Origin of the sequence: Parabacteroides merdae ATCC 43184 (assembly GCF_025151215.1) — a bacterium.
GTDB classification, from domain to species: domain Bacteria; phylum Bacteroidota; class Bacteroidia; order Bacteroidales; family Tannerellaceae; genus Parabacteroides; species Parabacteroides merdae.
Window position 1 is genome coordinate 3,871,895 of the sequence record NZ_CP102286.1, and the last position, 15,038, is coordinate 3,886,932.

Annotated in this window: 14 protein-coding genes; 7 read left to right on the forward strand and 7 right to left on the reverse strand. The window is 45.8% G+C overall.

Going from position 1 to position 15,038, the window contains the following annotated elements; all coding sequences use genetic code 11:
- The first annotated feature begins 3 nt into the window (after nt 1–3).
- The 3 genes from tpiA to folE all read left to right on the forward strand — a co-directional run bounded on the left by tpiA (nt 4) and on the right by folE (nt 1,952).
- The gene (tpiA, locus tag NQ542_RS15810; RefSeq protein ID WP_005640560.1) at nt 4–762 is read left to right on the forward strand and encodes a triose-phosphate isomerase; all 759 of its coding nucleotides are present in this window, start codon (nt 4–6) and stop codon (nt 760–762) included.
- Between the two features lie 103 nt (nt 763–865).
- Nucleotides 866–1,357, forward strand: coding sequence for an SPOR domain-containing protein (locus NQ542_RS15815; protein ID WP_005640561.1), 492 nt, complete (start codon nt 866–868; stop codon nt 1,355–1,357).
- 1 nt (nt 1,358) lies between these two features.
- Nucleotides 1,359–1,952, forward strand: coding sequence for a GTP cyclohydrolase I FolE (folE, locus tag NQ542_RS15820; protein ID WP_005640563.1), 594 nt, complete (start codon nt 1,359–1,361; stop codon nt 1,950–1,952).
- A gap of 650 nt (nt 1,953–2,602) precedes the next feature.
- Here folE and NQ542_RS15825 read toward each other — a convergent pair.
- The 5 genes from NQ542_RS15825 to NQ542_RS15845 all read right to left on the reverse strand — a co-directional run bounded on the left by NQ542_RS15825 (nt 2,603) and on the right by NQ542_RS15845 (nt 9,480).
- The gene (locus NQ542_RS15825; protein ID WP_005640574.1) at nt 2,603–3,811 is read right to left on the reverse strand and encodes a hypothetical protein; all 1,209 of its coding nucleotides are present in this window, start codon (nt 3,809–3,811) and stop codon (nt 2,603–2,605) included.
- A 131-nt stretch (nt 3,812–3,942) separates the two neighbouring features.
- Entirely contained in the window at nt 3,943–5,856 is a 1,914-nt protein-coding gene (locus tag NQ542_RS15830) for a DUF349 domain-containing protein (protein ID WP_005640577.1), read from the reverse strand.
- 174 nt (nt 5,857–6,030) lie between these two features.
- Nucleotides 6,031–7,266 (reverse strand): sodium ion-translocating decarboxylase subunit beta, encoded by a 1,236-nt coding sequence (locus NQ542_RS15835; RefSeq protein WP_005640579.1) that lies wholly within the window; start codon nt 7,264–7,266, stop codon nt 6,031–6,033.
- The gene (locus tag NQ542_RS15840) at nt 7,266–9,176 is read right to left on the reverse strand and encodes a biotin/lipoyl-containing protein (protein ID WP_005640582.1); all 1,911 of its coding nucleotides are present in this window, start codon (nt 9,174–9,176) and stop codon (nt 7,266–7,268) included. Before NQ542_RS15840 ends, NQ542_RS15835 begins: the two co-directional genes overlap by 1 nt.
- Nucleotides 9,177–9,198: 22 nt before the next feature.
- Nucleotides 9,199–9,480 (reverse strand): OadG family protein, encoded by a 282-nt coding sequence (locus NQ542_RS15845; protein WP_070103922.1) that lies wholly within the window; start codon nt 9,478–9,480, stop codon nt 9,199–9,201.
- Between the two features lie 182 nt (nt 9,481–9,662).
- On the opposite strand from NQ542_RS15845, the gene NQ542_RS15850 reads away from it, so the two are divergent.
- On the forward strand, nt 9,663–10,628 hold the full coding sequence (locus NQ542_RS15850; RefSeq protein ID WP_005640585.1) for a tetratricopeptide repeat protein: 966 nt from the start codon (nt 9,663–9,665) through the stop codon (nt 10,626–10,628).
- Nucleotides 10,629–10,822: 194 nt separating this feature from the next.
- On the opposite strand, the gene NQ542_RS15855 is transcribed toward NQ542_RS15850, so the two are convergent.
- On the reverse strand, nt 10,823–10,966 hold the full coding sequence (locus NQ542_RS15855; protein ID WP_154647510.1) for a hypothetical protein: 144 nt from the start codon (nt 10,964–10,966) through the stop codon (nt 10,823–10,825).
- Between the two features lie 459 nt (nt 10,967–11,425).
- Complete coding sequence (locus tag NQ542_RS15860) at nt 11,426–12,466, reverse strand: hypothetical protein (RefSeq protein WP_005640589.1); 1,041 nt, start codon at nt 12,464–12,466, stop codon at nt 11,426–11,428.
- A 218-nt stretch (nt 12,467–12,684) separates the two neighbouring features.
- Here NQ542_RS15860 and NQ542_RS15865 point away from each other — a divergent pair, with 218 nt between their 5' ends.
- Genes NQ542_RS15865 through NQ542_RS15875 form a run of 3 tightly spaced genes read left to right on the forward strand, consistent with a single transcriptional unit; the run spans nt 12,685 to nt 14,855 of the window.
- Complete coding sequence (locus NQ542_RS15865) at nt 12,685–12,912, forward strand: NVEALA domain-containing protein (RefSeq protein WP_005650753.1); 228 nt, start codon at nt 12,685–12,687, stop codon at nt 12,910–12,912.
- Nucleotide 12,913: 1 nt separating this feature from the next.
- Complete coding sequence (locus NQ542_RS15870) at nt 12,914–13,969, forward strand: BF3164 family lipoprotein (protein WP_005640592.1); 1,056 nt, start codon at nt 12,914–12,916, stop codon at nt 13,967–13,969.
- A 7-nt stretch (nt 13,970–13,976) separates the two neighbouring features.
- The gene (locus tag NQ542_RS15875) at nt 13,977–14,855 is read left to right on the forward strand and encodes a DUF1573 domain-containing protein (RefSeq protein WP_005640593.1); all 879 of its coding nucleotides are present in this window, start codon (nt 13,977–13,979) and stop codon (nt 14,853–14,855) included.
- The last annotated feature ends 183 nt before the right edge of the window (nt 14,856–15,038 follow it).

Sequence of the window (15,038 nt, forward strand, 5' to 3'; positions counted from 1 at the left end):
GTCATGAGAAAGAATATTGTTGCAGGAAACTGGAAGATGAACACTACCCTTCCTGAAGGTCTTGCTTTGGCAAAAGGCTTGGATGAAGCTCTTAAAGGTAAAACTCCTAACTGTGATGTGATCATCGGTACTCCGTTCACTCACTTGGCAAGCGTTGCTGCTGCTATCGACACGAACAAGATCGGTGTTGCTGCTGAAAACTGCGCAGACAAGGAGAAAGGCGCTTACACTGGCGAAGTTTCTGCTGCTATGGTTGCTTCTACAGGTGCAAAATATGTGATCCTGGGCCACTCCGAAAGACGTGCTTACTATCACGAAACTCCGGAAATCCTGAAAACAAAGGTTGAATTGGCTTTGGCCAACGGTCTGACTCCGATCTTCTGTATCGGTGAAGTGCTGGAAGAAAGAGAAGCCGGCAAGCATTTCGAAGTGGTAGATGCTCAGATCAAGGGCTCTTTGTTCGACCTGTCTGCTGAAGACTTCGCTAAGATCGTTCTGGCTTATGAACCGGTTTGGGCTATCGGTACAGGTAAAACCGCTACATCCGACCAGGCAGAAGAAATTCACGCTCATATCCGTGCTACTCTGGCTGCTAAATATGGTCAGGAAATCGCCGATAACTGCACGATCCTTTACGGTGGCAGCTGTAACGCAAGCAACGCTAAGGAACTGTTTGCTAAACCGAACGTAGACGGTGGCCTGATCGGCGGCGCTTCTTTGGCTGTCGATAAGTTCATGCCTATCATCGAAGCGTTTAATTAATTGATAATTGGCAATTGGCAATTGACAATTATTCCGGGGAATTCACCGGGGAGTATATTGTCAATTGTAATTGTCAATTGTCAATTGTCAACTGTCAATTGATATGAAATATATCTTGTCTTTATGTATATTGCTTGGTGCATCTGCTTTGTCCGCTCAGACGGATGGCGGTGGACAGGTGGAAGACATCATTGACGCCTTGCAGGAAAGAGTTCCCGGAAAGGGGACTGTTACGGTGCGCGGGTCGGATGCTCTCCGTAACATGCTCGGCAAACGGCTGCATGGTGAGGGGGTCGAAAAGACTGATAGCGCGGCCTTTCTGAAAATACAAGGCTATCGTACACAAGTGTTCTCCGGTAATAACCAGCGTAAATCCAAAGATGAGGCTTTCCGGAAAGAAAAAGAAATTAAGGAACTTTTCCCTGATGTCTCGACTTATGTGACGTACAATGCTCCGTTCTGGCGTCTGCGTATCGGTGATTTCCGTTCGCATGAAGAGGCTTATCACATGCAACGTCTTCTGATGGATGCATTCCCGGCCTATAGGAAAGAGATGTATATCGTTAGGGAAGAAGTCAAAATCCCATTGAATTGAAATGAGTGAAGAAGTAAACGAGAAGACTTTGCTGGCCCGCGAAGAGCTGGCCGGCCATTATAAAAGTATTATCAATCTGCTTGGTGAAGATGTAGACCGCGAAGGTCTGTTGAAAACGCCCGAACGTGTAGCCAAAGCCATGCAGTTCCTGACCAAAGGATATCATGAAGATCCGGCAGCCGTGCTTCGTGGCGCCATGTTCAAGGAAGAGGACTACAAGCAGATGGTGATTGTAAAGGATATCGATTTCTTTTCTCTTTGTGAGCATCACATGTTGCCCTTCTTCGGGAAGGCCCATGTCGCTTATATCCCTAAAAAATATATTACGGGGTTGAGCAAGATTCCCCGTGTCGTGGATATCTTCGCCCGCCGTCTTCAGATTCAGGAGCGATTGACCATGCAGATCAAAGACTGCATTCAGGAAACGCTCGATCCGTTAGGCGTGATGGTCGTGATCGAGGCACAACATATGTGCATGCAGATGCGTGGTGTCGAGAAGCAAAACTCCTTGACTACAACCTCCGACTTCACCGGATTCTTCCAGCAGGCCAAAACGCGCGAAGAATTTATGAATCTGATCAAACATAACCGGTAACGATGTCGAAGATAAGAGGACAGGTCGGCATGAGTGTCGGTGTTCTTCTGCATTTCTTTATTTTGTCATGTTTGGGGGGGGGGTAAACAGACTTTTCGCCATGATTCGCGAATTGCCTTCACCGCTTATGTTTGCTTTCATCGGAGAGCAAGCCGGATTTGGTGCATCCCATTTAAGTGACAGTAGCCGTGTTTCTGTTGCAAAACAGCCTAATCATTAACCTTTTGCCCTTGGTCGAATATGTTTTCGCCCTTGGTCGAAAGCCTTTTCGACACTTGTCAAAAGCCTTTTCGACACTTGTCAAAAGCCTTTTCGACACTTGTCAAAAGCCTTTTCGACTAAGGGCAAAAAGCAAAGGAATGGTAGCTTTTGATGTAATTGATTGTTTGTTTGCTTATTAGTTAGGGTTGTTGCACTTTTATCTTTCACTTAAATATTGTGGATGTAGTGCAGGGAGACATGACTAACTTGAACCAAGACGAGACACTGGGTGAAGCCGAATCTTGTTTTCTCCATAAACTTATTTTTATCCTCCGATTACCCTGTGAAGAACGAACGCTATAAACAAAACAAGCCCCTGAGGACGGTAATTGCCTTCGGGGGCTTCGTCGTATATTAAATACAGGATTAAGGAGGGGGGGATGTTAGAATCAGAAAACCAGTATGTAGGCCCTGTATTTGGTTTCTTTTGTGACCGGGCAGAGAGAAATATATCCTTCTTTTATTTTCCCGTCTTTCATTTCAAGCGGATAAGCCTTCTTCATAAAGCAATGTTGCTCGTAGGCTTCTCCCGGTTTGCTTGTGTAAGTGATGCGCATGTCACCCCGGGCGTTGGGAGCCAGGTATTTTTGGCTGATGCGCAAAGCTACCATCCCCATTGTGTAGCGCATGTTCACTTCTATGCAGGGATGTATGGCGAATTCGCCGTTTGCTTTTTTGCGGTAGACCAACATGTCCACGCCCAAGTAACCGGTATAGATGTTTCCGTATATCTGCCGGATCGCCTCTCCGACAGTTTCTTTCAGTTGCTGGAATTTGTCTCCGAAGTTTTCAACAAAGAAGCTTTCCAGATATGTCTGTTCGCCCAATACATTTCCGGAATAAGCTCCTTTCTTTTCAGCTCCGAATACGGAAAGCCCTTCATAGCGTATGTTCCCGTTTCCGTCTGAATAAAATTCCATCGCGAAATCCTGGTATTTGTCCAGTGCACATTCTATGCTGACACATCCCTGTTTGTTCAGTGCCCCTTCGATCCAGGTACGGTCTTTTGTAGTCAGTTTGCGTTCCGGTAGCCAAAGCAGTCCCCTGCCGGAAGATGAATAGGGAGTCTTCAGTATGAAGGGAGCATTCTGGAGGATCAGGTATTTTTCCACTTCTCTTACTTTTTTGCAGAATTTAGGTGATACCGGTACATCCATATCAGGTAGGAGTTCTCGTATTTTGTCCAGACATTCGGCAGCAGTCTGGCGGCTTGTCAATCGGGTATATTCTTCTTTCCATTCCGGGATCGTAAGGTTCAGGTTACCGCTTTTCCGCAGTTTTTCAAAAAGAGAATGGCTATGTGGGGAAAGTCCCCAGGGGGTTGCTTGCATTTCGGGCAGGCTGTCCTTCTGCTTTTCGATTTCCTTGCGTGAGATTAGCTTGGCAAACGGCCTGAACTCCTTCGGTTGTAAGGAGAAGAAACGAGGTGAAACGATCTCTTCGGTAAAAACAAAATCCTCCGGGTCTGCATACCAGACGGGAAGATAGGATAACTCCTTGATCATCCTCTGCACGTTTGCAGGCGGAGTGTAATTTTCAGAGCCTTGTAGTATGGCGGTTTCGTGTCCTGGGTTAAAAAAATGTATTTTGGATTTCATACTATATGTATATAAATAGGGATATAAATGAGGCACGGATTACACGGACTGCACGGATTAATTATTTTTCTTTCCGTGTGAATCCGTGTAATCCGTGCCTAATTTATATCAGTTTACGGGATTTTTCCGTTTTATTCGAGGTTCTCGTCGATGGCATCTATCTTTTTAATGATGAGTGCCATTTCGTCTTTTAGCTTGTCGATCTTGCGTTCCATCTCTTTGAGCAAGCCGCCGCCGCCTTTGGAAGAGATGCTTAGGAACCCGATGTTGTTTTCGTAAGTTTGAAGTTCGTTCTTCATCCGTTCGTACATGCGCATCAGTTTTTCCCGTTCTCCGTAAAGTTTCCCTTTCCCCCGTTCGCCGTTGCTCATATCGCTGAGACTATTGCGGAAAGTCTGCATCTTGCGGTCGTTCTGGTCGACTTTAAGACGGTCGAACTGTTTGTCGACAGCTTCGTGATATTCCTTGTAAATCTTGTCTTTTTCTTTAAAAGGGACATGGCCGATAGCGTTCCATTCTGTCATATATCCTTTCAAGGTAGCAAGTGCTTCGTCATGGTCGGCTTCGTCGATTGTGTTGATCTTTTCGATCAAAGTCTTTTTAGCAGCTAAATTCGTTTGCTCCACGCTCTTTTGGGAAGATACATTCTTGTTCTTCTGTTCGAAGAAATAGTCGCAAGCCGTGATGAAGCGCTTCCAGACGGCATCGGAATGTTTGCGGGCTACCGATCCGATCGTCTTCCATTCTTTTTGCAAGGCGATCATCTTTTCGGTTGTGCTCTTCCAGTCCGTACTGTCTTTCAATGCTTCGGCTTTTTCACACAAGGCTTTTTTCAGTGCGAGATTCTTTTCCATCTCGTCCTTTATATTCTTGTAGAATTCGCTTTTGCGGTTGAAATAAACGTCGCAGGCTGCGCGGAAACGTTCGAATATCTTCACGTTCGATTTCTTCGGGGCGAAGCCGATCGTTTTCCATTTGTCCTGCAAGGCAATTACTTCCTTATTTTTTTCTTCCCAATCTTTGAATGATTTCAAAGCCGGGAAATCGATGTTTTCTATCTGTTCGCAAATGGCTGTCTTGGCTTCCAGGTTTTCCTGTTCCTTCGCTTTCAATCCTTCGAAATGCTCCTGATGGCGTTTGTTGATGATTGTGGAAGCGGCTTTGAAGCGGGACCAGAGGTCTTCGCGCAGTTCTTTCGCTACCGGACCGATTTCGCGCCATTGCTGGTGTAGTTTCTGAAGCTGATGGAAAGCGGATATGACATCCGGTTCCGTTTGCAGTTTCTCGACGGTTTCGCAAAGAGCCGTTTTCATTTCCAGATTCTTCTTGAAATCGTAGTCGCGGAACTGGTTGTTTATTTTGATGATATCATAGAACATCTCGCTGTATGTTTGGTAGTTCTTCCACAGTTCGCTGACGTGTTCCTGCGGAACGGCTTTCACTTCTTTCCATCTTTGCTGGATGTCCTTGAAATCATTATATAATTTGTTGAAATCTTCCTGGCTTTCGATCAATGCTTTCAGCTGGTCGATCAGTTGGAGTTTCAAGGCATAATTGGCCGCTTTAACCCGTTCTTCCTCGGCAAGGATGGCAGCCCGTTTTTCTTTGTAGACGTTGAGCAGTTCTTTGATCTTGCTTTCGGTTTCGTCTTCGGGAGCGACAAAATCCTTTTCTTCACCACCGGCTGTGAGGAATGCTTTCTTCAATTCGTCCACTTCGCTCCGGTGGATTTTGTAATAAGCCTGTTTGAGTGCTTCCACCTCGTTGCGTGTCGCGTCTGCCGCCGCTCCTACCAAACCGGTCAGTTTCTCCAGAATTTCTTCTTTCGACAATTTTCCCGTAGTCGCAACGGTTTCTTCACCTGCCGCAACTTCGTCTGTTTTGACTTCTGCTTCAGATGTTTCTTCTGCTGCAACTTCAGCGTCCGTTGTTTCGTTTGTTACAACTTCCTCCGCCGTGTTTTCCGGTGTTGTTTCCGGAGCCTTAGTTTCTTCCAATTTGCCGTTTTCTTCAGTTGGCAAATTAGCTTCGTGAGTGTCCTTCATATTCAATCGCATTTAGGAAAAGGATAAATGTATCCTATATCAAGTCACAAATTAAAGTAAATATTTTGGGATTACAGCATTTGGAAGCAAATAATTTGCAGGTAGATGTTAAATTAGGCACGGATTGGAGCAAATTCCATGAAATCCGTGCCTAAATATAATCCGTGTTTGAAATTATCCTAAGAACGAGATCAATACGCCTGCGGCTACGGCAGAACCGATAACGCCGGAGATGTTGCTGGCCATGCAATATTGAAGCACATGGTTCTTGGGGTCGTATTTCAATGCTATCTCATTTGCCACGCGGGATGCCATCGGTACGGCGCTCAGTCCGGTTGCTCCGATCAGCGGGTTGATTTTCTTCTTTGTGAAGAGGTTGAACAGTTTGACGAAGAAGATGCCGCCCGCTATGGAAAGGGCGAATGCAAGGAAGCCTCCGATTACGATACCGATTGTCGTGAAGTTCAGGAACGCCTCGGCTGTCATGGTCGCGCCGACCGATAATCCTAAAAAGATGGTCGCTGCATTCATGATGCTGTTCGATGCTGCATCGAACAGGCGGAATGTATTGGTTCCGATCTCTTTGACCAGGTTACCGAACATCAGCATACCGATTAATGGCACTGCACTCGGCACGAACAGGGCCACTACCGTCGTCACTACGATTGGGAAGATGATCTTCAAGACACGCAAATTTTTGATTTCCGTGGTGGACGGGTATTTCTTTTCCTGTTCCTTCATATTGATGGATAGCTCTTTCTTTGAACAAAGTAGCTTGACTACCAGTGGGATGATAACCGGAACCAGCGCCATATAGGAATAAGCGGCAATCGCTATCGGTCCTAACAGATGGGGGGCCAGTTTGATGGTCGTGAAGATGGCAGTCGGTCCGTCCGCTCCTCCGATAATTCCTAAAGAAGCTGCTTCTTTAGGCGTGAATCCCATCAGGATGGCTACCAGCAGCACGGTGAAAATACCCAGCTGTGCCGCCGCCCCGAATATGGACAGACGCAGGTTGCGCAGCATCGGCCCGAAATCTGTCAACGCCCCTACACCCATAAAGATGATAGGAGGAAGGAACCCAGTCTTGATCAGCATGTAGTAAATGAAGTTCATCAGCCCCAACTCATGCGCGATGTCATGGAGCGGCATCTCCCAAATGTTCTTCATCACTCCGTGCACGTTGATCATGCCGTTTTCGTCGGCCTGTATCACCCCCATATCGCCTCCGGGGAAGTTGGCAAGCAACACGCCGAATGCGATCGGTACGAGCAGCAGCGGTTCATACTGTTTTTTGATACCCAAATAAAGCAGTATGAACGCAATGGCATACATGATCAGAAACTGCGGTTCAGCAATGATGTTGCTGAACGCAGTCATCTCATATAGATTTTGAAATATTTCATTCATTATTGTATCGTCATTAGTACGTCATCTTCAGAAACCGCATCGCCGGAAGCTAGGCAGATCGCAGTGACTGTTCCACTAAATTCCGCACGTACGGCATTATATGTCTTCATGGCTTCCACATAGCAAAGCACATCGCCTTCCTTTACGACATCTCCTACTTTTACAGGTGTGTCGGAAGCACTTTTCACGAGGAAGAATTTGCCTTCCAGCGGCGAGAGCACTTCTTTGCCGGTACCGGCAGGAGCAGCAGTGGGGGCGGGTGTCGCGGCAGGAGCAGCCTGTGTTTCTGCCGGGACGGCATTCGCTGTGTCTCCGAATGCTACGGTTACCTTGTAGGATTGGCCGTTCACATCGACGGTCATTACTTGCGGAGTTGTCGGCATAGCCATTGCCATACTGGCCGGGGCAGCTTGTGAAGGAACGGTGGCAGGCTGGGCGGCTGTTTGCTTCTCGGCTTTTCTCTTGGCTACGTCGGCTTTGAATTCCACTTTGGCTTTTCCTGAACGGTAGGCTTCATACTGTGCCGGATGCATCGCATATTCGAAGAGTTCTTCGTCGTCTTCGCCCGTTTCCCATTGTTTTTCGTTCATCAGCTTGCGATACTTGTCGAGCGCGTCAGGATAGTTGTCCTGCGGGTTGCCTTCGAAGAATTTGCGTCCTTCGGCTTTCGCCTTCTCGATGATTTCCGGAGCCAACGGACCCGGCAGGCGTCCTGCCTTGCCTAAAATCATGTCCCAGATATCGTCGGCGATCATGCTCCAGCGGGCCTTCCCTTTCTCCATCTGCATCACATTCATGAGCGCCAGGTTCTTCACATACTGGCTGAACGGAGTCACTAATGGAGGGTAGCCGACACGCGGCCATACATAGGCAACTTCATCGAACAGCTTGATCAACAGCTGGTCTTGGCTCATGAGCGGCTTGTTGTTCTTGATATTGTTCTTGTTGATTGTCTCCAGGTTCTTTTCGAGGTCTGACATCAGGCTTCCCATCATGCCGCCTGGCAGGCCCGGACCGATCAGCAACGAGTTCATCAGGCGGTTCTTCGGGCTGATATACAAGCCGAGGAAGTCATCCATGAATTCCTGGATCAGGCTGCGGACTTTCATATAAGCCTTCATGTTGATTTCCGGCACTTTGTAGCCGGCGTCTTTTAACATCGCCTGCACGGTCAGCAGGTCCGCATGGCCTGTACCCCATGAAAGCGGTTCCATGCCAACGTCGATGTAATCGCAACCGGCGTTACATACTTCTAAGATCGAAGCCACGTTGAATCCGGGACCGGCATGGCTGTGATACTGAACCGGAATTTCCGGATGTTTTGCCTTGATGTTTGCTACGATCTGCCCCAAAGAATGCGGACGGCCGATGCCGGCCATATCCTTTATACAGATTTCATCCGCTCCGAGTTCGATCAGTTCCATCGCCATCTTGGTGTAATATTCGACCGTATGGATGGGAGAGTGGGTGATGCACAACGAGCATTGCGAGATCATCCCTGCTGCTTTCGCATATCGGATGGAAGGAGCAATGTTGCGTACATCGTTCAATCCGCAGAATGTGCGGGCGATATCTGTCCCCTGTGCTTTTTTTACCTGGTAGAACAACTGGCGAACGTCGTCAGGTACGGGACTCATACGCAGGCCGTTCAGCGCTCGGTCCAGCATGTGGGTTTGTATGCCGGCCTCATGGAACGGCTTCGTCCATTCGCGTACGGCTCTGTTTGGGTTTTCACCGAATAATAAGTTTACTTGTTCGAATCCTCCGCCATTGGTCTCTACGCGGGCGAAGCAGCCCATCTCGATAATGGCTGGCGCTACCCGTGTTAGCTGGTCTACGGTGGGAACATATTTTCCGGCAGATTGCCACATGTCACGGAAGACCAAACTAAATTTGATTTCTCTTTTCATGATATTTTATGTATAAATGCTATTATAATTTCTCGATCTTAACGACTTTGCCTTTTCCACCGGTCATAACACTTACAGCCGATACGATTGCGGCAGTAGTCTGGTTCGTGATGCCGGCAGCCGGTGTGGATGTAGCCGTCTGTCTTTGTGGTGTCACTTGTTTTTTGACAATAATCTCTTCGGGCGCATATTTGTTTACCAGTACGATCAGGCCCTTCCCAAGATTGATAACGATCAGTAGGATAGCAAAAACAGTTGTCATTCCTACAATCATTAGCAAAAGTCCAGTTTCTATGTTTTCCATACTCATTAATTGACGGGAAAGCGTGCGGTTGGTGTGGCTGGCACAATCCTTCCCAAGTTAAAAATTCTGCTACAAAATTAGAAAAATGTCTGAAACTCACTTATGGATTCTTCATAAAAAATATGAAAAGGGTTCGGACTTTTCGTATCTTTGCCTCCCTGAAAACAATTTGTAATTAAATCATGGGAAACTTCTTTAAATCACTATTCTCTTCTTCTAAGGCTGCAACACCTGAAGAGGAAAAAAGCAAGAACGATCAGAAAAATTTCGATATTCTGAAATACGACGGTGTCCGCGCCCAGAAAATAGGACAGGTAGCGTATGCCATCAAATGTTTTACTGAAGCGTTGAAGTTGCAGGAGGATTTCGAGACGATGACTTATCTGGTTGCTGCCTATACGACGGCGAATAAGGCGGAAGAAGCTCTTGAGGTGCTGAACCGCATGGTGGAACTTGAACCGGATCATATCAATACGCTTCTGACACGTGTGAACGTGCTTTTCATGCTGGACAAGGATGCGGACGTGATTGCCGATTGCCGGCATATTCTCGAACTGGAAGAGACGAACCATTTGGCCTGGTTCCTGATGGGAAAGGCGAAGCGGACGACTTCCGACCCCTTAGGGGCTATTGCCGACCTGACGAAAGCGATCGCCTTGAAAGAAGATTTCACGGATGCCTATCTGATGCGTGCCCGGATATTGTTGTCGATGCAGCAGGCAACCGAAGCGCTTCCCGATGTGGAAAAGGCCATCACGCTGGCTCCGGAAGAAGAAACATCCTACTTGCTACGCGGCCGTATCCATGAAGCGATGGGCAATATTGACGCTGCTGCGGCCGATTACCAGAATGTGTTGGAGTTGAATCCGTTCAATGACGAGGCGACGTTGCTCGTCGGCCAGCTCCTGATCACGCAGGAACGTCTGGATGAAGCCATTACTTTCTTCAACGAAGCGATTGATCTGAAACCCGATTTCGGCAAAGCATACGCCGAACGGGGCCGTGCCAAGAACCTGAAAGGAGACAAGGATGGCGCCTTCGAAGATCTGAAAAAGTCCATCGAACTGAATCCCGAAGGCGACGAAGCCCGGAAGCTGGAAGGGCAGCATACGAATTTCAACGATATGTACAAGGGCGGGATCTTCTGAGAAGGATGATTCAGATTTTACAATAACCCCCTGTTTTTTCTATTTCAACCCGGAAACCGAACCTTTTCGGGTTGTCTTTTTGTAAGCGGGCCGGAACATTTTGTGACGTGCAGACAGCACGTTTGCGCGGTTCGTCTCCGGTACATGTGTTTTTGTCAATCCGAATCTTGTTTTCCTTGACAATCCGGAAAACCTTAACTTCCGGAGAGTCGAATATCCGGATCCTGCTTGGGGATGGTGCAGGAATATGGAACGTATAAAGAGCCCGGTTTCAGGGAGGCCGGCAGCCCTTTCGTGACGACCGTCTTCATCGCGCTGGCGACCGTCTTCGTTGCCATGACGACCGTCTTCATGCAGGGTGAACTGCGCACTTCAGAGCCATGAAGACGGTCGTCATGGGAATTTTCTGCGCATCTCGCGGAAAATACCTCCGGAAATGTTTGTTGCCGCTGCTGGAGAAACCTTTTGGAAAGGTGGTTTTGACAGCTTTTTTCTTGTTTCTATGGGCATTTTTTACAATATTCCCAGGTTTCCCCGATATTTTTACCGGTTCAGCGTCAGGTCGGTTTCTCTAAAAATAAAACTTATTGTCATCCCTGGCTTATTGTACGGTTTTTCAAAATACCCGTTAGTCTGAATCGAAACTGTAGCGCATGAAATTAGGATTTCTACCCCATATTTTTTAAGAAACTCGTGTTTTTGCAAGATGTTGAACAACAGAAAAATACAAATATATGCCTTTTGAAGGGGGGTATTGTGCGTTTTAACGTCTTTCGAAGTCTGGTGTTCTGTGTTTCTTAGATCTCTTCAGGATTACTTATTATAAGCTGATAGCCGGTTCCCCGACAAGATTTGATTTGGATAAATGGCATAGGGGCCAAGCTTTCCCGCAAGCGCACAATAGCAGCAGAGACCGCATCGCGTTCCGCTTTACCGATCTTTTCCTTTTTTAAGGCATTTCCGAGGATTTGTGAATAGATAATTTGAGGTGCTATCACTGATTGTTGAGAATTAATCAGATGAGTAAACAGCTTCAGGCCTTGCCCGCTTAAAGTCACATGTAGGTTTTTGTATTTCAAGATGCCGCTTTTCTTGTCGAACTGTAATCCGAAAGGTAAGGTCCCTTCTTTGGAAAAAGAACGGACAAAAGCGACAACCGGCTTTTCTACAATTTTTGTTTCTACAACTTTCTTTTCAAGCAATACCGCGTTTAGTTTTTTTATTCCCCATTTATAACTGCCGTATAAAATTCCGACAAATAAACCATAAAAGAGTAAAAAGAGAAGGATGGAATCTGCCCGTTTTAAAACAAAGGAAAGCGGAATTTGCATAAATGCTTGTAATTCTATATTGTCTTCTATATTTTTATTCTTCCGATATATAACTGGCTTCAAAGCGGTAGCTTTTTTCATAAAAAGGCTATCGGTGTAACTTATCGTTGTTTTCTCTTTACGCTTACAACGCACCGCTGTTTGTGTTTCCATACCTAAATCTGCAAGTCTGGCGCGAAAAAGGCTATCCAGGAAAATCCGGTTCGGATCATTCAGAGACAGATAGTCCTGGTCACACCATCTTTCTTTTTCTTCATAGGAAATAGAGTCCGATAATAATAATGCCCCTCTATTAGTTTTTATCGGTATGGAACCCAATCGGGTGTTCATTTCTTTACTGATAGCATCTTGAAAAGTAGCAGAGGCTTCAGTGAAAATCTTTTTACGGCATGAAAGGAATCCATGCCAGACCATTATCAAACAAAACAAAGTCATACACATATATAATAATATGCATAGTCTTTTAAAAAAAAGGATTTTGTCTGTATGTCTATTCTCTTCTTGCATGTTGCAAAAATATAAAAATGGACATCTATATAGGCTTTTCTCTTCAGATATATGTAATTCAAGTCCGAAGAAAACCTACAGAAAACCTACAGAAAACCTACAAGAAGTCAGGAAATGGCATTCTATTTATCTGTTTAATAGCGAATTGTGAAATATGTGGCACAAACCTATTGACATCCGAATTATATATCCCTACATTTACCTCAAAAACAAAAGTTATGAAAAAAAGAGTTTCAGCAGTAGTAATTGTTTTGGTTTGTTTGGGTGGAGTTGCTTGTATCAAGACATTGTCGACATCATCTGTCGGCTTGCCTCAATTGGCATTTGATAATATTGAGGCTTTGGCGTCCGGTGAGAGTAGTGCTTATAGGTGTTACGGGATAGGCGATGTCGACTGTCATGGTGATAAAGTTGATAAGATGTATAGTGGCTATAGTTTAAAATGACATGAGAATCTTCCTATACATATTATTAATAGGAATAAGTACATTAATCTCCTGCAGTGGTTCACCCGATCCTCTTTACCCTCGGTATACAACTTTTCCTGATGAGAAAATAGTAGCCACGCAGGAGATTTCTATTGATTCTGCCTTTTTCCGTTATCCCTACCGGGTAGCGGTAAAAGACAGTATCGCTATCATCATGGATTTACATAATGACAGCCATTACTTTTACGCTTTTACTTATCCGGAGTGGAAGCCGATCGCACCGTTCGGAAAGCGTGGAGAGGCCCCCGGAGAAATGCTTTCGGCAGAGATGTTCCAGTTTTCTGCATTGGATTCAGTCTGGACATTGGATGCTAACCGGATGCTGATCACGCGCTGGTCTGTCTCTCCGACGGGCAAGACCGTTTTGCGCAAAGAGGAAATAAGATTAGATAAAACATTAGTTCGCTCTTTAGATTTTTATCGTACAGATTCAGCCTTTCTGATCACAAACTACTTAGGTGATTTTCGTTATCACAAAGTCAGTCATAGTGGTAAACCGATCAAAAACATAGGTAAAATTCCCACCGAAATCAGCTATGAGCAAGATATTCATCCCGCCTTAGCACAAGCTTGGCGTAGCTTTACCGATTACAACCCGAAAAACGGGATATACGCAATGGCGACCCAATTGGGAGAAGCCCTTGAAATATACAATCTAAAAACTCAAACTCATAACGTTATATACGGTCCTGCCGGAGAACCTCAATTCATTGCAAAAGGAGGCGAAGGATTCCCGACCGGCATCAAAGGGTTTGTGGACATACAAGTCACAGACGATTATATTTATACCGTTTTCGATGGGATGTCCTGGAAAGAGCGGGACAAATTTTACGAACGCGGCATGTCTGCTCCCAAAGGAGGCCATTTCCTTTACGTGTTCGATTTGGCAGGAAACCCGGTTCGAAAATATACGCTCGACAAAAATATCTTGGGCATCCATATCAATGAAAAAACAAACATCGGAATTGCGACCTGCGCGGAAAGCGATAATCCGATCGTGACATTCAAATTATAACAAGAAAATGAAACAACTGCTCTACATATTATTCCTATTATTTTTGTTAGCCGCTTGCCGGGAAAACAAGAAAGATCAATTTGCCCGTCTGGTTCAGGAATGGCAGGGAAAAGAGATCGTGTTTCCGCAGGATATGGCTTTCACCCGTTTCGTCACTGAGCAGGTGGAATACCGGATACCCGATGCAGAATATAAAGTGCTGATTTATGTCGATTCAACAGGTTGCATCAGTTGCAAATTGCAACTGCCGAAATGGAAAGAATTGATCGCCCATGTCGATTCGGCAACAAACGGCAGCATCCCGTTCATCTTCGTCTTCCAGTCGAAAGACGACCGTGAGTTGCGGTACATCCTGAAACGCGACAACTTCGACCGTCCGGTCTGCATCGATCGGGACAGCCGATTGAACAAGTTGAACCGATTTCCGCAAGATATTACATTTCAGACTTTCTTGCTTGATAAGAATAATAAGGTGAAGGTGATCGGCAATCCGGTGCATAACTTGGCTGTCAGGGATTTGTATTTGAAACAGATGACCGGGAAAATATCACCGGGGCGCGACCGGATCAAAACGACGGCAAAAGCCATAAACAGCGAAGTAGACTTCGGCGCATTTTCGAAATCCGAAGAGAAAACGGCTGTTTTTGAAATAGAAAACACGGGAGACAATCCCCTTGTCATATTGGATATCAGTACCACTTGCGGTTGTACGACTGCAAACTATGACAAACACCCAGCGAAGCCGGGAGAGCGGCTTCGTATTGAAGTCAGGATGACACCGAAAGACACAGGCTTTTTCGATGAAATCGTCACACTTAAATGTAACACAGCAAGTCCTGTCAAAGTAAAAATAAGAGGGCAAGTTCAGGAAAGGGAGCCTGCCTGAAAAGCCTCAGAAACTACGACGGCAAGCTCCCCGAAACCCCTTAGAAAGGAGGTGTATGATGGTAATATAAACCGGACAAAACAGAATGATGCAAGTTCAGTACATCATTTGGCTATCTTGATCCTCTATAGAAAAGGTAAAGGTAGAAAATTTACTGAATTAAAAACAATAAAACAAAGGTAC